This window comes from Oscillatoria sp. FACHB-1407 (assembly GCF_014697545.1).
In the GTDB taxonomy this organism is placed as follows: domain Bacteria; phylum Cyanobacteriota; class Cyanobacteriia; order Elainellales; family Elainellaceae; genus FACHB-1407.
This window is the reverse complement of the sequence record NZ_JACJSA010000001.1, coordinates 664,428-685,713: the sequence shown is the minus strand read 5'-3', so window position 1 is coordinate 685,713 and position 21,286 is coordinate 664,428. Positions and strand designations below refer to the sequence as shown.

23 protein-coding genes and 1 pseudogene are annotated in these 21,286 nt (G+C 46.5%); 9 read left to right on the top strand and 15 right to left on the bottom strand.

From position 1 onward, the window contains the following. Window positions 1–207: 207 nt before the first annotated feature. A complete protein-coding gene (locus tag H6G89_RS02745) occupies window positions 208–1,098 on the bottom strand; it encodes a PhzF family phenazine biosynthesis protein (protein ID WP_190503726.1) in 891 nt (296 codons plus the stop codon). Window positions 1,099–1,733: 635 nt separating this feature from the next. Between H6G89_RS02745 and H6G89_RS02740 the strand changes: the two genes are divergently transcribed. Then, the gene (locus tag H6G89_RS02740; RefSeq protein WP_190503725.1) at window positions 1,734–3,314 is read left to right on the top strand and encodes a B12-binding domain-containing radical SAM protein; all 1,581 of its coding nucleotides are present in this window, start codon (window positions 1,734–1,736) and stop codon (window positions 3,312–3,314) included. A gap of 56 nt (window positions 3,315–3,370) precedes the next feature. Then, window positions 3,371–3,970 carry a GNAT family N-acetyltransferase gene (locus H6G89_RS02735; RefSeq protein WP_190503724.1) on the top strand — a complete coding sequence of 200 codons (600 nt, stop codon included), beginning with the start codon at window positions 3,371–3,373 and terminating at the stop codon, window positions 3,968–3,970. Between the two features lie 179 nt (window positions 3,971–4,149). On the opposite strand, the gene H6G89_RS02730 is transcribed toward H6G89_RS02735, so the two are convergent. Beyond that, entirely contained in the window at window positions 4,150–4,860 is a 711-nt protein-coding gene (locus H6G89_RS02730; RefSeq protein ID WP_199336475.1) for a tyrosine-type recombinase/integrase, read from the bottom strand. Further along, on the bottom strand, window positions 4,857–5,030 hold the full coding sequence (locus H6G89_RS34310) for a hypothetical protein (RefSeq protein ID WP_199336473.1): 174 nt from the start codon (window positions 5,028–5,030) through the stop codon (window positions 4,857–4,859). The genes H6G89_RS02730 and H6G89_RS34310 overlap by 4 nt, the downstream gene beginning before the upstream one ends. A gap of 23 nt (window positions 5,031–5,053) precedes the next feature. On the opposite strand from H6G89_RS34310, the gene H6G89_RS02725 reads away from it, so the two are divergent. Further along, on the top strand, window positions 5,054–5,896 hold the full coding sequence (locus H6G89_RS02725) for an RHS repeat-associated core domain-containing protein (protein WP_190503846.1): 843 nt from the start codon (window positions 5,054–5,056) through the stop codon (window positions 5,894–5,896). A gap of 821 nt (window positions 5,897–6,717) precedes the next feature. On the opposite strand, the gene H6G89_RS02720 is transcribed toward H6G89_RS02725, so the two are convergent. The 5 genes and pseudogenes from H6G89_RS02720 to H6G89_RS02705 form a co-directional block, all read right to left on the bottom strand. Then, window positions 6,718–7,236 (bottom strand): hypothetical protein, encoded by a 519-nt coding sequence (locus H6G89_RS02720; RefSeq protein WP_190503723.1) that lies wholly within the window; start codon window positions 7,234–7,236, stop codon window positions 6,718–6,720. Between the two features lie 77 nt (window positions 7,237–7,313). Further along, a pseudogene (locus H6G89_RS02715) lies at window positions 7,314–8,153 on the bottom strand (RHS repeat-associated core domain-containing protein); the annotation flags it as partial. Window positions 8,154–8,341: 188 nt separating this feature from the next. Then, complete coding sequence (locus tag H6G89_RS02710) at window positions 8,342–8,710, bottom strand: hypothetical protein (protein WP_190503721.1); 369 nt, start codon at window positions 8,708–8,710, stop codon at window positions 8,342–8,344. Window positions 8,711–9,264: 554 nt separating this feature from the next. Next, window positions 9,265–9,429: a hypothetical protein gene (locus tag H6G89_RS36185; protein ID WP_309229529.1), complete on the bottom strand. Its 165-nt coding sequence runs from the start codon at window positions 9,427–9,429 to the stop codon at window positions 9,265–9,267. 42 nt (window positions 9,430–9,471) lie between these two features. Continuing rightward, window positions 9,472–9,990: a Uma2 family endonuclease gene (locus H6G89_RS02705; RefSeq protein ID WP_309229528.1), complete on the bottom strand. Its 519-nt coding sequence runs from the start codon at window positions 9,988–9,990 to the stop codon at window positions 9,472–9,474. A gap of 122 nt (window positions 9,991–10,112) precedes the next feature. On the opposite strand from H6G89_RS02705, the gene H6G89_RS02700 reads away from it, so the two are divergent. Together H6G89_RS02700 and H6G89_RS02695 are read left to right on the top strand one after the other, a co-directional pair. Further along, window positions 10,113–10,742 (top strand): class I SAM-dependent methyltransferase, encoded by a 630-nt coding sequence (locus H6G89_RS02700; protein ID WP_190503720.1) that lies wholly within the window; start codon window positions 10,113–10,115, stop codon window positions 10,740–10,742. Continuing rightward, window positions 10,739–11,224, top strand: a complete 486-nt coding sequence (locus H6G89_RS02695) for an ankyrin repeat domain-containing protein (protein ID WP_190503719.1) — start codon at window positions 10,739–10,741, stop codon at window positions 11,222–11,224. The genes H6G89_RS02700 and H6G89_RS02695 overlap by 4 nt, the downstream gene beginning before the upstream one ends. A gap of 118 nt (window positions 11,225–11,342) precedes the next feature. Here H6G89_RS02695 and H6G89_RS02690 read toward each other — a convergent pair whose 3' ends face one another. The 3 genes from H6G89_RS02690 to H6G89_RS02680 are packed head-to-tail and all read right to left on the bottom strand — an operon-like array spanning window position 11,343 to window position 12,845. Further along, the gene (locus tag H6G89_RS02690) at window positions 11,343–11,927 is read right to left on the bottom strand and encodes a type IV pilin-like G/H family protein (protein ID WP_190503718.1); all 585 of its coding nucleotides are present in this window, start codon (window positions 11,925–11,927) and stop codon (window positions 11,343–11,345) included. Between the two features lie 5 nt (window positions 11,928–11,932). Continuing rightward, on the bottom strand, window positions 11,933–12,502 hold the full coding sequence (locus H6G89_RS02685; protein WP_190503717.1) for a type IV pilin-like G/H family protein: 570 nt from the start codon (window positions 12,500–12,502) through the stop codon (window positions 11,933–11,935). A 49-nt stretch (window positions 12,503–12,551) separates the two neighbouring features. Next, window positions 12,552–12,845 (bottom strand): hypothetical protein, encoded by a 294-nt coding sequence (locus H6G89_RS02680; RefSeq protein WP_190503716.1) that lies wholly within the window; start codon window positions 12,843–12,845, stop codon window positions 12,552–12,554. 272 nt (window positions 12,846–13,117) lie between these two features. Between H6G89_RS02680 and H6G89_RS02675 the strand changes: the two genes are divergently transcribed. From H6G89_RS02675 to H6G89_RS02665, 3 genes are all read left to right on the top strand, one after another. Beyond that, on the top strand, window positions 13,118–13,912 hold the full coding sequence (locus H6G89_RS02675; protein WP_190503715.1) for an MlaE family lipid ABC transporter permease subunit: 795 nt from the start codon (window positions 13,118–13,120) through the stop codon (window positions 13,910–13,912). A 120-nt stretch (window positions 13,913–14,032) separates the two neighbouring features. Beyond that, window positions 14,033–14,422 (top strand): DUF3119 family protein, encoded by a 390-nt coding sequence (locus H6G89_RS02670; protein WP_190503714.1) that lies wholly within the window; start codon window positions 14,033–14,035, stop codon window positions 14,420–14,422. Window positions 14,423–14,468: 46 nt separating this feature from the next. Then, entirely contained in the window at window positions 14,469–15,641 is a 1,173-nt protein-coding gene (locus tag H6G89_RS02665) for a DUF3086 domain-containing protein (protein ID WP_190503713.1), read from the top strand. 368 nt (window positions 15,642–16,009) lie between these two features. Here the strand turns inward: H6G89_RS02665 and H6G89_RS02660 are convergent, their stop codons facing one another. From H6G89_RS02660 to H6G89_RS35520, 3 genes are all read right to left on the bottom strand, one after another. Then, complete coding sequence (locus H6G89_RS02660) at window positions 16,010–16,384, bottom strand: hypothetical protein (protein ID WP_339384473.1); 375 nt, start codon at window positions 16,382–16,384, stop codon at window positions 16,010–16,012. Window positions 16,385–16,450: 66 nt separating this feature from the next. Then, window positions 16,451–18,160 (bottom strand): AarF/UbiB family protein, encoded by a 1,710-nt coding sequence (locus H6G89_RS02655; protein WP_190503844.1) that lies wholly within the window; start codon window positions 18,158–18,160, stop codon window positions 16,451–16,453. Window positions 18,161–18,201: 41 nt separating this feature from the next. Then, the gene (locus H6G89_RS35520; protein ID WP_255519340.1) at window positions 18,202–18,327 is read right to left on the bottom strand and encodes a hypothetical protein; all 126 of its coding nucleotides are present in this window, start codon (window positions 18,325–18,327) and stop codon (window positions 18,202–18,204) included. 406 nt (window positions 18,328–18,733) lie between these two features. Here H6G89_RS35520 and H6G89_RS02650 point away from each other — a divergent pair, with 406 nt between their 5' ends. After that, a complete protein-coding gene (locus tag H6G89_RS02650) occupies window positions 18,734–18,877 on the top strand; it encodes a hypothetical protein (RefSeq protein ID WP_190503712.1) in 144 nt (47 codons plus the stop codon). On the opposite strand, the gene H6G89_RS02645 is transcribed toward H6G89_RS02650, so the two are convergent. Further along, window positions 18,874–21,096 (bottom strand): PhoX family protein, encoded by a 2,223-nt coding sequence (locus H6G89_RS02645; RefSeq protein WP_190503711.1) that lies wholly within the window; start codon window positions 21,094–21,096, stop codon window positions 18,874–18,876. The genes H6G89_RS02650 and H6G89_RS02645 overlap by 4 nt on opposite strands. Window positions 21,097–21,286 lie beyond the last annotated feature (190 nt).

The following is a 21,286-nucleotide window of genomic DNA, read 5'->3' as shown; positions in this document are numbered from 1 at the left end:
ATTCAATTTAAGAGTGGATGGACATATGATAAATAGAGATATTAAGCCATGTTACGGCAAAAGGCAAAAGCTCTTAATAAAGTTCGGCAGGGGTGGTTGATGCTGGGTATATCAACTCACAATTCGTGATTCCAATTTTGCGGAATATCTTTATGTGGCAATAGATTTTATGTCGCAATAAATTGCGTTCAGGTTCCGGCGATCGCCTCACAATATCAACTCTCCTTTTAACACCGCTACCGCAGAGCCTCCTACTTTCACCGTCTCAATCTGATCACGGGGACCGACCACTTCGACAAATCCCTGTCCGGGGCGTTCCATCCAGTGACCTTGTTCGGCAACGAAGCAAGGTTCCGCGATCAAGCCGTAACGCCACAAGAAAGCCGCCATTCCTCCTGTTGCAGATCCGGTAAATGGATCTTCAATGCGATCGGGAGGACTACCAAATTGTCGAGCAAAGGTTTGCCCTGCCTCTGTTACACCTGTGGTACAGAATAGATGAGGACTAAAGAAATCCCCTTTTGCTCGCAAATCGTTGTACAGCGGAATATTCAGCACAGCGCGTTGTAATACCATCAGGTCGCGTACCGGAATCATGAGTTGTGGTGTGCCTGTGCTGACCGTTTGAATGGGCGCGTTGGGTAGCGTATCCTCAGCAGTAAGTCCAAAGGCAGGCATTACCTCCTCTGGTGAATAGGTTGCCAGAAACTGCGGTTGTTTTTGCGTCATGACAATCCGCTCAACCTTACCATCACGGGCAAAAACCTCAATCGGAATGACCCCCACCTGTAACTCCAGTGAGATCGGGGTGACGGATTGGGTCAGTTGAATGCGACCTGAATCAATCAGAGCAAAGATGGTCGCGATTGTTGGATGACCCGCCAACGGGATCTCCTCAGACGGGGTGAAGTAACGAGCACGCACATCAGCGATCGCTGACTTTAATACAAAAGCAGTTTCAGATAAATTTTGCTCACGGGCGATCGCTTGCATCATGTCTTGGCTCAACGAATCAGCCTCAAACACAACCGCACAGGGATTGCCACCCAAAGGACGAGTCGTGAAAGCATCAACCTGTATGAATGGATAAGTAGGCATTGGGGCTCTGTTGTAAGAACAAGATAAGGTAACAGAGGCAATCCTATCAAACAGCAGTGTGCACGTCGGTTTAGTACAGGGAGCATTGCTCTCTGCGTGGAGTTCCACCCCCAAGCCCGTACTTCACCCAAGCAGATACCGCTAAAAGACAGATGTGTGAGGAGTAACTTGTCAGTTTCTATATTTGCTGTTGAGGTTGCGAAGCCCGACAAGCTTTAAAAGAGGGCTTTGAAATAGTGTTCAACACAATTTCTACAGTAAAAGTAAGCCATAGAAGATCCGACGTAGAGATAATCAAGAGAAAATGCTATAAACCATAGAGTTTTTAATCATTCATAGTCCTGTGTGCATCTATAGATAGAAAAGTACTGATAAAGATAAACAGTCAGTGATAGTCGAGAAGTTACGAAAACCCAATCGGTGTGGGAATGATCCGGTTCAGGAAAGTGTGTGAGATGATTTTGATGTATTGATGGGCTGGAAACTGGGCAACAGTGACCAAAGGGTTGAGGCAGTGTATTCTGTTAGGGAATGGTACTGCACAAATCAAATTAACTGATTAAAATCTTCATTTATCCATAGATTTAGCCTTTAAGGCAGCACCAACTGTTGATTAACCTAAGCCAGTGATTATCATGCGAGTTTTATTACTGTATCCACTTTTTCCCAAGTCTTTCTGGTCATTTGACAAGACACTGGAGCTGATTGGGCGTAAGGTTTCGCTTCCTCCGCTTGGGTTAATTACGGTTGCTGCTATCCTGCCTCAAACCTGGGAATTGCGCCTGGTCGATCGCAACGTCAACTATGAAAGTGAAGCCGATTGGGAGTGGGCAGACCTGATCATTCTCTCAGGCATGATCGTCCAAAAAGATGATCTGCTAGACCTGATCAAAGCCGCTAAACAACGGGGCAAACGAGTTGCGGTAGGTGGTCCCTATGTGACTTCGGTGCCCGACCCAGCGTTGGAAGCAGGAGCCGATTTCCTGGTGTTGGATGAAGGTGAGATTACCTTACCAATGTTGGTTGAAGCGTTGGAGCGTGGAGAAACGTCTGGGATCTTTCGGGCGAATGGGGAGAAACCGGATGTGACGACGACTCCCATTCCTCGATTTGATTTGCTCGATTTGAGTGCTTACAGCGATATGTCGGTTCAGTTCTCACGGGGATGTCCCTATCAATGTGAGTTTTGCGACATTATTGTGTTGTATGGACGCAAACCCCGCACGAAAACTCCTGCTCAATTATTGGCAGAGCTACAGACGTTGTATGACCTGGGTTGGCGGCGATCGGTCTTCGTAGTGGATGATAACTTTATCGGCAATAAGCGCAATGCCAAAGTGATGCTGCGCGAACTGGCACCCTGGATGGCTGAACACGACTATCCATTTACCTTTGCAACTGAGGCTTCGGTCGATCTGGCGCAAGACCAGGAATTAATGGATTTGATGATCGCAGCTAACTTTAATGCTGTCTTTTTGGGCATTGAGACGCCTGACACTGACAGTCTCTCGATGACACAAAAGCACCAAAACACGCGCAACTCGTTAATTGAGGCGGTGCAAACCATCAATCGCTCAGGACTGCGAGTCATGGCAGGATTCATTATTGGATTTGATGGTGAGAAATCAGGAGCAGGCGATCGCATCATTGACTTTGTAGAAGCAACCGCGATTCCCCAAGCTCTCCTGGGCATGTTGCAAGCCCTCCCTGGAACAGCACTCTGGTATCGCCTGGAGAAAGAAGGGCGTCTGCGAGCGGATCAAACCGCCGTTAGTGGAAAACAAACCACGCTGATGAATTTTGTACCAACTCGCCCGATTGAAGAAATTGCGCGGGAATATATCAACTGTTTCTGGCAGCTGTATGAACCAGATCGCTATCTAGCACGGGTGTATCGCCATCACATTAACATGCCTCCAATTCCGCATCAGAAGAAAGAACCTGCAAAGCTAGAACTGGCGGAAGTTCGAGCACTGTTGATCATCTTTTGGCGACAAGGTATTAAACGCAACACGCGCTGGCAGTTTTGGAAACAACTGTTTCTAATCATGCGAAAAAATCCAAGCCTTTTTTCGTACTATTTAACCAGTTGTGCACATCTTGAACACTTCCTGGAATATCGTCAGATTATTTGGAATGAAGTTGAAACGGAGTTAGCCGAATACGCATTGCGACAGTCAAACGATATACCTTTGGCAGTGTCTAGCTCGGTGTAAGTTCAGAGGTGATTGGAAGGATGGAGCAGTCAACTCAACCAATTTGTTATCTCCCGATGTCTCTGGCTGATCACAACGTTAGAGATGTTGCGGAGTTGATTTATGAGTCAGCCCCGGCTCTGTTTGATCTCATATTTGCAACACAAGCTGTTTGTTGTCTCACAGCATTGGTGGAGCGATCGCACAATCGCTTTAGTCATCAATACATTCGTGTTGCAGTTCTAGATCATCAGGTTGTGGGAGTTGCCGTATTGGTTCCCTCAGAGCGTCTTCATGATGACGCAGATTATCGTGATGTTCTCAATGGTTGGCAGCGGCTCTGGTTAGCTCTGGTGCGGCGTCTCATTCTCAGGTATGTGTTGCGACACCGCTATCCACCAGGAACGTTGTATATTGGTAGCCTTGCCGTTGCAGCAACCCATCGGAGTCAGGGTATCGGTCGTCAGTTGTTGTCGCAGTGTATCGCTGATGCGATCGCGGCTTCTAGCACCCTATTCATTAGTGTTGATGTGAGTAATACAAGAGCCCAAAAGCTCTATGAATCTCTTGGCTTTCGAGTTATAGAAACAAAAGCAATCCAGCTTTTAGGAACTACTATTGGTTCACGTATTCTCTCAATATCAAATCAGTCATGCCAGCTAGAACATTGCTCTTGATGTGATGTCTTTGCTAACAATTCTTTGGAGAATAGTGTCTTTAAATCATGTTTTCCAATTGTCTATCACCTGATAACACTCAATAACTGTTCTCTAACTTTTTCGTGTTCAAAGAGACGATACAATTTAGTATCAGGAAATACACGTTTCTACTTTAAGCGATCGCTCAATTTACAACGTTATACCGACAGATACAAGGCACTGGATGCTTTCGGGCGCACATGTAAATACATTCCAGTTGTGGTAGTGCTGGCGTGACCCAATGTAGCTTGTACTAATGCAATGGGGGTACCTCGTTCGATCGCATGAGACGCATGGGCATGACGCAACCAGTGCGGAGAAACGGCTCCTTCAATTCCAGCTCGTTTGGCGGCTTCTCTGACAATTCGTTGAATTTGGTGTCTACTCAGTGCTTTGCCCCGATAGCCTTTGAAAACAGGTTCATCTAGTGATGCCTCTCCTCGGAGATGTTGAAGCTGTTGCCAGGTTTCCTGGCTAAAAATAATGATGCGAGTTTTGTTACCTTTGCCAAACAAGGTCACTTGTCCTTGCCCTTGCCCAGCGGACTGAACATCTCGCCAACAGAGGGAACTGATTTCAGAAACTCGCGCACCTGTGGCATAAATCAACCGTAACAAAAGCCGATCCCGCTCGTTGGGGGTAAGAGCCATCATGGAATGAATCTGCGTTTCGCTCAGGATACGTTCGGCTAATGTATTTTTGACTTTGGGTGGTTTGAGTAATTTACCAACGTTTACAGAGAGTACCCCCAGAGCATAGCCATACCCTAATAGAGATTTAATGGTATTGATGCGCCGTTTCTGTGTTGCAGGAGAATATCCCTGTTTGATCAGGGTTTTGGCAAAGGTTTGAAGGTTATTCAGTGTCACAGATTGAAGGGGCTTATCTCCAATAGAGGTAAAAAAATTTTGATATCTCTCAGATAAGCATTAACCGTGTGAGGGCTTTTGCCGTAAAGCCACAGCTCAATCAATTCTTCGTTGGTTTGTACCTCGGCTAAAGCTGAAGGCATAAATGACATTGATTCGGTTGTTTGCATAGTGTCTGGTTCTCAATAACTAAATTCACCATAGCTACACTTATGATGCCTATGGAAACTTGGTGCGCTCCAGTGGGGCGGTTGAAAACAACTACTTGTACCGAGGAGAACAGGTTGACCCCAACATTGGAATGCAGTATCTCAGAGCAAGATACTATGACCAAAATACTGGAAGATTTGCCAGTACTGACCCCTTTGAAGGGTGGCAAGAGCAACCAATGTCAAGGCATCGGTATATGTACGGGAATGATAATCCGATTAAATATATTGATCCAAGTGGAAGAAGTGCTGATCTTTCCTTACCCGGTCTTTTAGGCGGACTCGAAGTACAAAAAGTTTTGGAGTTTACAGCAATTACTGTTGGTGCTGTAGCAGTTGGATTAGGACTTAATATAATTAGGAGAAATTTTCAGAACTCCCTTACTGATTGGGAAGGAACTTTGACAACAAACTCATTTGGTCTTCCTGGAGGTTTGTTGGGCTTCGATCCTAACTTTGGTCCTGGGGCATCAATCAGTGTATTGAGGTTAAGATCAACCAATCGTAACTTACAGGGGTCATGGCTGATAATCGGAGCAGATTACGGAGTAGGTTTTTTTGCATCCTCTACAAGAGGATCTGTGAAAGCTATTTCTCGCTCGTTGGTAGGTCCTGCAAGTTTAAATGATCTCACAGGAGTATTTGCATCAGGTGGTGTTGGGATTAGTCTTCCAGGATTACCAGAATTAGAAGGTGGCATCACTCTATTTGGTATAGCTGGCGGAGGAATCGCAAGAGGTTTTTCTGTAGATGGGGAATCTGTGGGATATGAGTATGGAGGAGGAATTTCTACTGGTATTTCTATACTCGCCAGTACAAGTTTTTAGATAGTATCGTGATGATTTCCGAAAAAGCCATTCAATTGAGGTATTCAAATAGGTAAGACCATGTCTCAATATTTTGTTAATCCTTGTCGCTATCTGCAAATAATACTGGTATTAGTTACTGTACAGCTGCTAATAGCATTAATGGTTGGTGTAATTGTTCGTATAATTCTCCGATCAAGATATAACGTCAGTACATCATCATCTCAGCTATTCAATAAAAGAGAATATACACCACTTTCACAGCGTCGTCCTGAAAAGTACTCTCATGTTCTTGTCAAATATAACTTTGATGGCTCCATTTCAAGTGAAACCTTTTACATGCTTATGGGTGATTGGAGCTATTTTGAGTATGTCGATGATCAAGTTATACGTACCGGTGGATTACGAATATCAAATCTCTCTATGTGTTCAATTCTTATTCCAGGCTTGGCAATGATTGTTCTAGTAAACTTACTAAAAGTATTTCAGATTCTTACTCTAAAAAGTAATCAATCATTACTTCTAACTCAACTATCTCAGCTAGCTCCTATTTGTTTTTTTGTTCCTGCTTACTCAAGTTTTATATCACTACAAATTAAAAACTTCATAGATCTTTTCTATATAAAGGACAGATCACTAGTAGACTCCGAGGAAATTCATTAATGAGAGATAAAATCAAAGACATGTTTTTTTAAGGTAAATACAACCGACTTTTATCTATGACGCGATCGCAATAAGCTGAGCGAGACGGATGCACTCAGTCATACCACCTATTAAACTTATGGTCCCAACAGCCAAATTGCTGAGTGAAACGGATGCATCTGGACAAACGACCACAGTAGTCATTTGTTTGAGAAATGATAGAAGGACCAAATAACATCTATAAAAACTGACAATGTCCAGAAAAATCTAGTAATCCAAACATTTTTAAGCAACTTAAACAGGAACTTTCCTTGTCTGCTTAACCACAACCAATATAACTGAAGTAACCATAAAGAAAACTGTATGCTATGAAGTGTCTGAACAAATACTAAGTCGTTATATTCATAAGTTCCTGTTGCGAAGGAAGGCCGCAAACTAGTTATTAGCTCAAAAACTCCTACTGTTAAAGGACTTGATACATAAAGCAAAACACTGATAACAAAAGTAGTGTTCAATCTTTGTACTATTTTTTTCTTTTGAGATTCTAGAATTGGCTCTTGGACAAGCCTTTGAAAATTAGGCTTATTTATAAAAAGAAAGGCTAAACCTACAAGTGTGATTGTAAGAATTTCACTCTTACGACCAAATATAAATGCTATAAGCATTACTAAAATAAGTGTGCTAATCAGCCGTCGGCTTTGCTGATCTGATAAATGCATGGTTGATTTTTGCCAAAAATAATTATGTTTTGTACTTAGGAATCAAAAAGCGAGAATCTTAGAAAACAAGCTCTAAATCAGGAAGGTAGAGGAGTTGATGTATACTCATATCTTCCTATTTTTGTAGGTATTGAGATTCCAACTAAGGCATCAAGACTTGCTCCAATCCCTGTTCCTATCGTGGGAAGCCAGCTAAAATTACCAGAAGCGTAACCCATTTGAAGAAACAAGGTATAACTGCCACCTATTGCTAAACCAATTGCAGCACCTATAGAAACTGTACCTCCGGATAGTGTTTCTGGTCCCGCCCCTAAAATCATAGGAGATTGGAGGGTAGCATCACCTATAAAGAAAGATCCCCCTAACCCTCCCAGTATTTCAGGTCTCAAAGCCACACCAGCTCCCCCTAACATCGTAAACCACTCTCCACCAACATACCTTTCATATCCACCACTTGCTTTGGGATACCATGAAGAATCGGCAATAGTATATATACCTCCTAACGATGTACCTGCTGGGAATCTGGTACCTGCACTCACACTTGCCGAAAACTGTTTACCAGTCCATTCAATTTCTTCTTTTGCAAGTGTTCGAATAACTTGAACAGCTGTATACTGAACAGCAAACATTGCTCCCCCAAGCTCTGCCAAAGTTTTTGCGGTAGCAGTTAGTTCAGCTAAGCCAAATAAACCACTTGGGTCGCTGTACGTCAGAGGATTATCATTTCCATAAACGTAACGATGCCTTGACATTGGTTGCTCTTGCCACCCTTCAAAGGGGTCAGTGCTAGCAAATCTTCCAGTATTTTGGTCATAGTATCTTGCTCTGAGATACTGCATTCCAATGTTGGGGTCAACCTGTTCTCCTCGGTACAAGTAGTTGTTTTCAACCGCCCCACTGGAGCGCACCAAGTTTCCATAGGCATCATAAGTGTAGGTATGCTACATTCGGCTCAACCGTTCTAAAATCAGAAAATTGATTACCCTCCAAGTGTTATTACAGCTAGAACGATCGCCCAAATTAACTCAAAATAAAACAATCGCACTCGTTGAAGCTTGCTTACAAAACGAACGCGATCGCTAAAAACATACTGAGCTAATGGGGGCTAAGCAGATTGAGCTTTTTGACGAGTTGGGCGTTTGCGGTTTGACTTCTTCTTTAAGCCAATGGCTTGCACTTGGTCACTATCAGGACCAAATTGCCCGAGCACCATTCCTTTCATTGCTAAAACCGCGTTGTGAAATTCCCATTCTGCCTGTCGAGCCGCATCCACAGCAGCCCGATAGACAGCTAATTTTTCAACTTCAATTTGTCGTTGTTCTAACATTGCAGCATAGGTCGCTTTTAAGTTGGCGGGTGAGCCTTCAGGACGAGCGATTGTATATTCGCCTACAGCATTAAGACCATTCAAAGAATCAATATCCTGATCGATAATTTGACGAGCCAATCGTCTACTAACATCTGAGGAAGGCATGTACTGACCTCTAAAAAATTACTTCTTTAATGTGCCCAGCGAGAAAAACCACTAACAGGTAATGTCAGTCTTTGTTGATATATAGCTGTTCTATTTAATTGATGGAAGCTGAAGTCCCTCTTTTGAAGGGAAATTTAGGGAGAACGAAAGCTCTGCTTATAAATCAGCTCTTAATATAATGACTGCAATGGCATTGTCGGAGCTGCAATCGTATTGTAAGAGCTGCAATGGCATTGTCGGAGCTGCAATCGCATTGTCGAAGCTGCAATGGCATTGTCGGAGCTGCAATGGCATTGTCGGAGCTGCAATCGCATTGTCGGAGCTACAATCGCATTGCAGGACAAGATTCCCCTTAATCCTTTGGAAAAGGTGGACGTAGGTTCCTATATCAGATCTAGAAATTGCTGCTACAGATTACACCTGATCTCCTGTGACACCACCCCTAGCTATAGTGATTCAGGTTTAGTAAGTGGGGCACTCGATCAGAAATATGAAGACGTGCGATCGCACACCAAAGGATTAAACTCCTGGGAGGTTAATTAACTGAGATACTCCTACAGCTGATTGGGGTCAATTCCTCGTTGTCGTAATTTTTCCATTAACTGGTTTTGTGATTGTCGCTCTTGCTCTAATTGTTGTTGAAGTGCCTCTTCAGGCAGGAATACTAAATCACCCTTTGCATCGTAAAACCGCAACCACTCAGTCGTGTCATCTTCCACACAACCTTCCCATGTCCCTAGCCACAGCTCTAAAGTCCGTGATCATAACCATCCTCGCTCATTAGCAACAATCAGTTGATACTGTAGCTGGTCATGTAAACTCCATCCTTGAAGAGACTGTGAGTCAAATAGATCAAAGACGAAGTAATCACGAGTCTTAAAGACTCGTTCGTACAGGTTCTTCTTAACATCTTTATCGACTTCAGCTGTACTCTCTGAGAGCAATTCAATTACCACATCAGGGTACCGTCCACCTTCCTCCCATACCACCCATCCTTTGCAAGTGGGGTCACTTTTGACATTGAGGACAACGAAGAAGTCAGGTCTCCGAAAATCTCGATTGCGAAGTTGCTGACTACTGTAATAGATGAACATATTGCCACCGACAAAGTAATTCTGTTTCTCTGACCAACCCTGTTTAAGAGAACGAATTAGCACGTTCATGGCAATCCGGTGACGATTTGTTTCCAAAGGCTCTTCATCATCAAAAATGAGAGGCGTAGGGGGTGCAGGAGGTAGCCAATTGAGAGCTTGAGTTTGTTCAGTTGCATCGATAGGCATGAAGAAAAATAGCACATCCAGGGCATTTCAGTGACCGAGCAGAAGGTAAGCTGTGAAGCTTTTGTTAGTCAGGATTATGCTGAATTACAATATGGCATTCCACAATCAACTTCACGTGATCTATGGCTACTGTATTGCGATCGCTCAGTTATCGCTATCAATGGTTGTTTGACCTGATTGTGGGGATGTCATCGCTGGCAGTGGGGGGTGAGCCTCGATTTCGCCAGTTGCCACTAGAGGGTTTAGAAATTTATCCAGAGATGAAGGTGTTGGACTTGTGTTGTGGGAGTGGACAGGGAACGCAATATTTAGTGGAGCGATCGCACCATGTGATTGGGTTAGATGCGGATGCAGTGCCGTTAAAGCGGGCAAAACAACGGGTTCCACAGGCGGAGTATGTGCAGGCATGGGCAGAAGAAATGCCTTTTGCGGATAACGAGTTTGACATTGTTTACACCAGTGCCACATTACATGAAATGCAGCCTGAACAATGTCTACAAATTGTGCAAGAAGTTCATCGTGTGTTGAAACCAGGGGGATGTTTTACTCAAATTGACTTTCATCGTCCTAAAAATTGGGTATTTCGGTTGAATCTATATGGGTTTCTCTGGTTGTTTGAACATCAAACCGCCTGGGACTTTGTTCAACTGAACCTGCCAAACGTGTTAACAGAAAAAGGATTTGTAGTGAAGCGATTCAAACGGTATGCGGGAGGGAGTTTGCAACTGATTCAGGCTGACAAAATAGGATGAAACACACAATTATTACTGGTTTGATGGTGATTGGGTTAACACAAGGATGCAGCGACATAAATCAGTTGTTCCCACAGAGCGATCGCCCGTCTGCATCCATTGAAGAAGCTGTCAAAGCAAACGATGTCGAGTTTGTGGAACAGTGGTTATCAGCAGGTGGCGATCCTGATTATGTAGATGCGCAGGGACAATCGCTGCTCTATTTAGCGACTGGACCCAAGGGAGGGTTTGACGTGATGGATATGTTGTTAGATGCTGGAGCCAATCCAGACGTTGGGCTGGTTTCGGGCAACTACACTCCGTTGATGAATGCCTCAAGTTGGGTTAATTTAACAGCCGTGGAGCGATTACTCGAAGCGGGAGCCGACCCGACATTAGAGAATAGCTCTGGACAAACCGCTTTGGAAACGGTTGGCAATGCTGGAGGCGCAGAACAAGAAGTAATGCGTCGGCTAGAAGTTGCGATAGAAGAAGCTCGTTAATTGAGATAGCCGTAGCCATATGCGATGGGGCGGAGGCGAGTCAGAAAGCTCCCCTAGAATCAGGTTTGGAGTCGTAACCTTTGTTTTAAGCTTGCTGACCAAAGCTATATGAGAGCGTTTACCGACGATAGGGAGTTGTACCAGAACCACACGTTAACTCACCGTTTTGAAGGTGTGGGGTCGTGTGAGGTAACTGACCAAACTCTGTCTCACAGACAATTGAACTGACTTTGTAGGAGTCATCAGCCGTCGGTTGGGCTACAACGGCTCCTACATAACTTTGAAGGCGATCGCGTGACACCTTCTCGTACCACGTAAACCCGCTAAACTGTCGCCTTACTTTGACGGGATAAGCGTGGGGAATACCGTAGATCAGCGTCAGTTGGGGAGTAGTGCGAATTGAATAATGGTAAACGTTTGCCCCTGGAATAACATCGATTTGAAACTCGTCTTGAAATGCTTGTGTGGAGTCAGCGAACCGTTGATGATTTTTAAAGTAATACTCCTGGAAGCGAGTTAGGCTGAAGACCATACCTCGTGCTTGCATATTAAAGTTTGTCTGAACAGGTGCATTGATTAACATCCACTGCATATATATTGCAATCATCAGCAATACAACAAAAATCACGATCAGTCGCCAGAGAATGATTCCTCTTTGAGTGCTACTACTTGTAGAGAAAAAGTGTTTTCTGAGTGTTGCCATAGTGTTTAAGGATCAACGAGTTGAGTTGTAGCAGCACAGGTTAATTGACCGTTTTGTAGAATGGGTGTGGCGGGTTGCAGCACTCCAGATTCCACATTTTCACAGACAATTCCTTCTGCCAATGCATCAGGTGAGGCAGGTGGAGCGATCGCTAAAACAGCACTGTGAACGGGATACCGTTCTGCCCACGACAACCCCTGAAAACGAACTTGAATCGGCAAGCTGGGTTCTTTGGGAATGCTGTAAATCAGGATGAGCGGAGGCACAGACTGAATAGAGTAATCAAATTGGGGCGATTGATCCCCTGTCATGGCATACGCATTCAGTTCAGCCATTGAGGTGGCAAATTGCTGATGGTCGAGATAGTACGCCTGTTGAACGCGCAGAATCGTTCTAAAAGCCCGTCGCCCTTCAAAAGAAAGGTTTGCTGAGTGGTCAGAACATCTCATAAAACCGGGCATTCGATTGTGGCAACTGAGCAATCCAGGAAGCAGAGCGATCGCCCCTGCTACCAGCACAACGATTGCCACACTCCTCCACCGAACAAACCCCTGCTGGTTTAGTTCCTGTTGCATAGGTTGGGATGCTCACGAGATGGGAAAACCTTGCTGACCCGTTGATTTCTTACAGGTTATTGATCTTTTGATAGCGGTAGAAAGTATACGTATCGAACAACACACCGACTGAGCTACAAACCAACCCAATGACCAGGACGCCTCGAATAGCACTACCACTGCCAAATACATTCAAGACATGGGCCACTTGAGCACTCCCCATACGGCTAACGGTTTCTAAACCGGGAACGTAACCCATGAGAGAAATGCCTCCCCAAAGCAGACCCACTAGCAGAGCAGGTGCCAGGAAGCTAAAGATTCCGGTAATCAGGAGCGATCGCAGGAGGTTGGGCAGTAGGCTCATAAGGGCTTGGCTGGAGCAACCGAAGTCGCATCTGGATAGATGATTCTGAATTACTACAATAGAGGGCGATCGCGGTAGCGTGGACAGAATGTCAGAAATCTTAAATTGATATTAAAAAGCTTGTTGAAGACATATGAATAATTCTTGAGATCTGGCATGGACTGTATCAAAGGTCACCGTTTGCCACAATTTCTTCCTTACGAAATCATCTTTTTACACTCAGCATCCGCTATCGTTAGGAGGCAGAAGAGTTGCATGTAGGTGTCTGACCGTTGAGTGAAGTCAAAAGTGTAGGTGGATTAGCCATATGGACCCAGCGATTACTCGCTGCAATCTTGCTGGGCGGGCAGGTCCTTGTTCATGTCCTCCGAGGAAAGCTTCATCGGCGTAATACTCTGGAGCAGATGGCGTTGGTGGGCCCAGGCTCGTTACTCATTGCGCTGTTAACAGCCGCTACTGTGGGTATGGTGTTTACCATTCAGGTTTCCCGCGAGTTTATCAATTTAGGAGCCGGAACTGCTGTGGGTGGCGTTTTAGCACTGGCACTCGCACGAGAACTTGCCCCAGTATTAACCGCTGTCATCGTGACAGGACGAGTCGGGTCAGCGTTTGCGGCGGAGTTGGGCACGATGCAAGTGACCGAGCAGATTGATGCCTTGCAAATGCTGAAGACTGACCCGATTGATTACCTGGTCATTCCCAGAGTGATCGCCTGCTGTGCGATGTTGCCGATTCTCACGATTCTGTCGTTTGTTACAGGCATGGCAGGTGGGGTGCTGATTGCTGACACACTCTATGGCATCTCTCAAACCGTATTTCTCGACTCAGCCCGAACCTTCCTCAGCGTCTGGGATCTCATCAGCGGTTGCATTAAAGGAGTTGTGTTTGGAGCGTTGATCGCAGTCATCGGGTCGAGTTGGGGGTTAACGACAACTGGGGGGGCAAAAGGAGTCGGTCAATCCACAACAACGGCTGTCGTCACAGCTTTGTTAACCATTTTTGTGACCAATTTCTTCCTGTCCTGGCTGATGTTCCAGGGACCGGGTCGGGGGGGCTTTAGCCTCTAGTCAGATTAGTTCTGTGAAACTAAACCCACTTTCATTACCTCCTCGGCTCTGTCTTAACCAACAGGACTGTTGCTATAGAATGGGAGTGACGTTCTGCTGTTTGCTAAAAGGTTAGTGATCGTGACTACAACCTCTACTTCAACTTCTGTTTCAGAGAGCGTACAACTTGCCCCCAGCTACAATCTGCCCCTTGCTTTAGTTGTGATTGGGGTTCTGGTGTTTTTGTGGCAACCCTGGGTGGGGGGTGCGATCGCCCTCTTTGCGGTGTTTCTTCTGTTTCAAGCGGTGACATTACGGCTGATCTTTACACCAACGGCTCTAGACGTCTTTAGAGGTGAAACCCTGATTCGCCGCTTTCCCTATCAAGAGTGGCAAAACTGGCGAATTTTCTGGTCGCCTGTGCCCATCTTGTTTTATTTCAAAGAGGTCAAAAGCATTCACTTTTTGCCCATTTTGTTTGACCCCAAAGTATTGAGACAATGCCTGGAGCAACGCTGCCCAAGCTTATAAATGCTTTGCCTGAAGACGCTTAAATTCTTTGACACGAGTTTTGCCCATGCTGCCTGACGAATCGGATTACTCAGAGCAATCGACGAATTCTGAACCCCTAACCCCCTTAAATCTCCCAAATCCCTCAGAGCCACTTGGGGCAATTCCTCCAAAATCGACGTATTCTGGTGGGTCGAGTGGCACAGGAGGGATTAATTTTTCGGCTCAGTCCTCCAGTGGGTCAACCCCTAGCAATGAGCTTGAGAGTTTAGAACAACGAGTGGCAGAGTTGCGGCGGGAAGAACAGCGACTCAAGCAAGAGATCGCCACGTTGCAAACGTCCTACAACACCATGATGCGGCAGCAAGTAACTGAAGCGCAGATGGCGATCGGGCGGTTGGTCAAGGACGGATTAAGTGAACTGGAACAACGCAAGCAGACGCTACAAATTTCGGTAGAACAGCTTGAACGTCGCCAGGAACGCATTCGGGCTGAGATGCGGACTACCTTCGCTGGCTCTTCGCAAGATCTAGCCATTCGCGTGCAGGGCTTTAAGGACTATCTGGTGGGCAGTTTGCAAGATCTGGCAACAGCTGCCGAGCAATTGCAGCTAGCCCCCAAGGCAGAAGCTCCCCGACGTGCCGCAGCAAATGAACCTCAGGAAGCAAGCCGTTCTACCTCGGCTCCAGTGACCCCTCAATTTGCTGAGCAGACGTTTGAGGAGCAGACCAAACGGATTCGGCGATCGCTCGACCAATATCGCAATTCTCCCGATTACTACGGTCCACCCTGGCAACTCCGCCGCACCTTTGAACCCGTCCATGCTGAGCGGGTGTCCAATTGGTTCTTTACACAAGGGGGACGTGGCGCACTGCGATCGATGGGGTCGCGCCTGCAAAATATTTTGATTGCATCGGCGGTGATTTCCGTGCTACGAGATTTGTATGGCGATCGCGCTCGTACGCTGATTCTGGCAGATTCCCCTGAACGGCTCGGTGAATGGCGACGGGGCTTGCAGGATTGTCTCGGTATCTCACGGGCTGATTTTGGTGCAGACCAGGGAGTGGTTTTGTTTGAAGCTCCAGAGCCATTGGCACAACGTGCCGATCGCCTGGTGAAGCAAAAACAGCTACCGCTGATCATCATGGATGAGTCAGAAGAGTTAATTAACTTATCGTTGCTGCAATTTCCGTTGTGGTTAGCCTTTGCGCCTGACCCTAACAATCCAGTGATGTATTAGGAAGGATAAAGGATGAGGGATAAAGGATTAGAGATAGGACTGACCTACTTAACGTGAATTCGGGATAAGGATTTCGGCGGTTTTAACCGCCGCTATGAGAGCAAAACCGACTTGCGTCGGTTCGTCAAACCTTGATTTTCCGTAGTCCGCGTCGGCGGACTTAGCTCTGATAGCTACAAATTCATTCGTCGAGCTCTTAAATCGGATTGAGGTTGAATTGTAGTTTTGGTCAGAGAGCTTAGGACAAAGACAATGGCTCAAACACTGATTCTGGGGAAGCTGCCCGACTCATCTCTGCCCCATCAAAAGTGGCTACAGCTATCCTCTTTATCCTTCATCCCTCATCCTTTATCCTTCAGCGTTACACTCTATCCCCAGGAATCCAAGTCGATCGCCTGTGAACCACCCCGCTCAAGTTGGATCAGGATTTTGCCTAACTGCCACCAAACCAGCCAACTTGTAAAGATGGTGAGGGGAACGGCAGATCCAATCGCCAGTTTGTCGGGGAAGCCGAAAATTTGGAGTCCAGCGGAGAGAAAGAAGCCGATGCCCAGGGAGATTCCTAAAAAGGGAATTAAGAGTTGCGGTCCTTTTAAGTTGGCGAGCGTGCGAGTCGAGCGATTTTTTGCCCAGGCTTGCACCGCTTGCTTTAAGGTTGCATTAAACGCAATGCCCGATGTGCCAGCGATCAGCAGACCAAAGACCATTAGAAAATAGGGAGGATCAGGATAATAGTAGGGCACAACGATTTCCTAACTAAACGTTACACATCCTCATATTGTCTAATGATTTGGTTCTAAACGCGATCGCTAGTTGGTTTTAGAGTCCTGAAATTTCTGGCTCTGAAACAGCGGGAACATCGCTACCGACGGCAACAAAGCCGCTGCACCCTCCGCTGAGAAGTCCGCTAACGCACCCAACGCCGCATGCATTAGCCGAGAGGGCTTGAGGTCATCTTTGATGAGATTCCACAGGCGTTGAACCTCTTCGGTATGGAGGCGATCGTCTTCTACCAGTGCCAGGATGACCTGTCGTTGCAGGAAACGTCCCTCATCGGACAGCAGATATTGCAGACCTAACTGAGCGGTTGGCAGAATGTCGAAGTTTTCGTTGTTGGAGCGGGCGATCGCAATCAAGTTTTCTAATCGCTGCCACTGGAACTTGCCATCTTTGAATAGCACCTCGATCAATCGTCGGCGCAATTCAGGTGATTCCCCCGTTAAGAGCCGCTGTGCCACATAGGGATAGGCAATCTCAACAATCTTAAAGTTGGGGTTGAGGCTGAGAGCTAACCCTTCTTGAGTGACGAGCGATCGAATGATCAGTGCAAACTTAGCCGGTACGCGGAAGGGATAATCGAACATCAATTCTGAGAATTGATCGGTGATGGTTTTGAAGTTGAAATCCCCAACACTTTCCCCGATCGCATTTCCCAAGACGGACTCTAACGCCGGAATGATGGGGTTAATGTCGGTTTCAGGGGTCAGAAAGCCTAACTTGACGAAGTCTTTGGCAAGTTCGTTGTAATCGCGATTAATCAGGTGTACCACGGAGTCAACCAGTGTCTCTTTGGTATCCTGACTGAGTTGATCCATCATGCCAAAATCAATGTATGCCATGCGCCCATCGGGCATAGCAAATAGGTTGCCGGGGTGGGGGTCGGCATGAAAGAAGCCAAACTCTAGCAACTGGCGCAACCCAGAACGAACACCAATCTCAATCAACGAATTGGTATTCAATCCGGCTTCTTTCACGCGCTGCGTATCGGTCAGCTTAAAGCCGTTGATCCACTCCAGCGTCAGCACATGAGAACTGCTGTATCGCCAATAGATGGAGGGAACTTTGACGGTTGGATCGTCTTGAAAATTTGCTGCAAACTTTTCGGCATTGCGCCCTTCATTGAGATAATCAATCTCTTCAAAAAGTTTGGTGCCAAATTCATCCACAATCAGGGTCAGATCGTGACCCAGGTTGAGCGGGAGCCACGGAGCAATCCACGTAGCTGCCCAACGCATTAAATACAGATCTAAGGTGATGTTAGGGCGGAGATGAGGGCGCTGCACCTTAACAGCAACCTCTTCCCCTGTGCGGAGCTTTGCCTGATAGACCTGCCCCAGGCTAGCCGCCGCTACAGGAGACGGCGAGAAATAACTAAAAATCTCGTCAATGGAGCGATCAAGCTCGGTTTCGATAATGGCGATCGCATGCGGTGTGGGAAATGGTGGAAGCTGGTCTTGTAGCTTGACCAACTCCTCTAAAAAGTCTTTGCGAATTAAATCGGGGCGAGTTGAAAGAGCTTGCCCTACTTTGATAAAGGTGGGTCCAAGTTGGGTTAAGGTCTTTCGCAGTTGAACGGCACGAGTCGTTTTATAAGCGTTGCTCTGACCTTGCCACTCATCCCACTTCAACCCGATGACAAAAATGGCGAATAACCAGACTATCCTGAATGCACGCCACAGTGCTCTCCAGGGGCGATAGCGATAGTGTTGGGCGATCGCTGCCGCATTATAGTGCCGCATCTGGCTCCATGTATCTTGGCTCACGCTGTTGTCTGCCTCTCTCACGCACTAGTAGTTGTCTCAACAGGTCGGAACTGCTGCCAGCAGGGCGGCAATCGTTTTCCAGTTGGATGACTACCATCTGCCAGCGTGTAACTTGAACTAAATCGCTCAGAAATCTTAAACATCGGGAACTGATCGGCTCCCAAGAAGATTCCCCATTTGCACTGCGTCTAACACAACTCAGGAATAACTCGTACTCACTAAATTACATTTACGTAAGTTGCCGTCAGTAAGTCGTACCTACTGAACCACACGTTAACCAAAGGAAATCACGAAAGTTTGTCATTTCTTTAATTATAGTATAAGAAACTACAAACTAGGGTGACTCTAGCTTAGGGAAAGTTAATCGTATGACAAGTAAATATACCTAATAACGGGACGCTTTTTGTCAAAAGTTGATGAAATTCAAGAATTTAGCCGTCTTTCTTTTGTAAAGAAGTGCTGACCGAAGGTTAAGAAACACTAAGTACAACTCGTCATAGATAAGGGTGGAAATTTGGAGTGCAGGGGTTTTATTTCCGAATCCTATCTGTGAATAGCAGTACTCAGATCAGCAAACTTGCCGATTATAGCCGTAGCCACATTCGATGGGGCGCAGAAGCGATCGCCAGCAAAAAGGCTCGACCTCGGTCGAGCCTATCTCAGATCACTAAACTTCAGCCTGAAACAGCTTAGATTGCAATCCGGCCACCATCATTGCGGGTGATGACTACCGTTGCCGAACGAGGGCGAGCGGTGCCACCGTCAGGCCAATGACTGGTAAACTGAGCGGGATCAGTCACCGAATCGCTATTTTCGCCAGGGTGCTGAATATTGACAAAGATAGTCTTACCATCTGGCGATTCAGTAATCCCCGTGATCTCACAATCACGAGGGCCTACCAAAAAGCGGCTCAGGGTCATTGGAGTAACAGATTGCCCCACATAGGTTCTCACTGTCTGGTCAGCATCCCCATTGCTCGGTACTGCCTTACTCGTGACCATCTTGGCACCACCATCACCCACTGCTCCTGGCAGTGCTGCCAGCATCATACAGTTGGTTACATCGGTGTAAGCCCCATCATCGGTTTGGATCCACAACAATCCTGGAACAGCCGTGCTGAACCAAAGACCATCTGGGCTAGAAAAATCATTTTCATTTGTCAGACCAGACAGGTTGACGTCGGATCCAGCATCCGCCTGAGCCCCAAAGAGATAAATATCCCAGTTGAACGTTCTAGCGGTGTGGTTGCCACCTGCCTCACGCCAACGAATGATATGACCGTTGACGTTACCCTGACTGACTCTGGAGTTTTTCTCATCCGCGTAGTAACGAGGGTTAGCCGCATCGAGAGGTGTCTTTGAACCCCGTCCACTGCTGCCAGATACACTGTTGGTCATGGTCATGTAAACATCCCCATTGACCGGATTGACCCCACCCCACTCTGGGCGATCCATCTTTGTTGCGCCAACTGCATCAGCAGCCAGGCGAGCATTGATTAATACATCTGCTTCATCTGCAAAGGCATAATCAGCGTAGTTGGCAATGCTGGGATTGCTTAGAGTCAGTGGCAACCATTCCCCTGTCCCATCATCGTTAAACTTCGCGGCATAGAGGACACCAGAATCCAGGTACTTGTCTCCGGCAGCCATGCCCCGTCTTGCATCTCTGGGATTCCATGCTTCATTGGAAACAAACTTGTAGATGTATTCGTTGCGAGCGTCGTCTCCGGAATAGAAGACAAGGGGTTGACCCGCAACAGCAGGAGCAGCCCAGCAACCTTCATGGGCAAAGCGGCCAATGGCTGTCCGCTTTTTGGGTGCTGCATTGGGGTTAAAGGGATCAATTTCAACAACCCAACCAAAGGTATTGGCTACATTGCGGAAATCCTGGTTTGCACTGTTACCCGTCTTGCTTGCATCCCAACGACGGTAAAGGTCAGTGTTGTCCGGTGCGCCAGCCCGTGACCAGTTGTAGCGACCCGAAGTAGCATTACCAACACCATACCGCTTAAAGGATGCCACTTCTTTCGCTGTGCGAGCTGTATCTTCTTCCCGACGATGGAAATAGCCTGCCCAGTTCTCCTCACAGGTGAGGTAGGTGCCCCAGGGGGTGTAGCCATGAGCGCAGTTGTTCAGGGTGCCCCGTGTTTGCTCACCTCTAGGGGAAAAGGCTGTCGCCATCATGGAGCTACGGCGAGCAGGCCCAGAGATTTCACAGGGGGTAGCCGCTGTAACACGACGGTTGTAGCGGGAATTGCGGTTTACCTGATAAGTAGAACCTTGCTTAGCAATTTCAACAACTGTTACGCCATGCGCTGCAACTTCTTTGTCGATTTCAATTGTTGGGCGGGCAGCAGTGCTATCGGTACCGTAATCGGTTGGACCATTTGGATGTACGAAACCGAGGTCTTCGCAAACTTCATGGTTGACGCAGAGCAGAGCACGATTAGAGTTATTTGGATCCCAACCGTTTCCAGGCTGGTTCAACCCAAAGTAATGCATCCCATCATGGTGGTCACCCACACGGACATCGAAATCGTTGTCTGTGCCGTCGTTTTTGTAGGGAGTAACGTTACTCTTGAGCGGATCGCCAGTCGCGATCAGAACGGAGGCGGTATAGCCTTCGGGAACTGTCAGCGTATCGGCAATGCTTTTTGAGATAGGTCTGAAGCTGAGATTGGGACGGGAAGTTGCTGTAGCAACTTGACCTTCGGGATTCACAGCATCTGCCAGGAAAGCCAACCCCATGCCTAACATAGAGGCAGCCGCGAAGGACGAGCTACCTTTCAGAAAACCTCGACGACTCAGGCGAGCACGATTCAAAACATCACTAAATGAATCATTATCGGAGGTATTGTAAATATCGTTATCGGGATCTACACTGTCTCCCCAGTTATTGAGTCTCTTCGGCATGACAGGATCGGTTTGAGGAATTGAACAACACGGCTTAGTCTAGAAGGCAAAGATTATGAAGTGATTAATTAAAGGTAGTTTTCTGAGAAAATTACTGAAAATCCTCAGGTTTTTCTCATCTTTCTCTTCGTTACCTTTTTCACACATCAGATAAGACTGCTATATCTACCCAGACGTCGTTTTGTTGGAG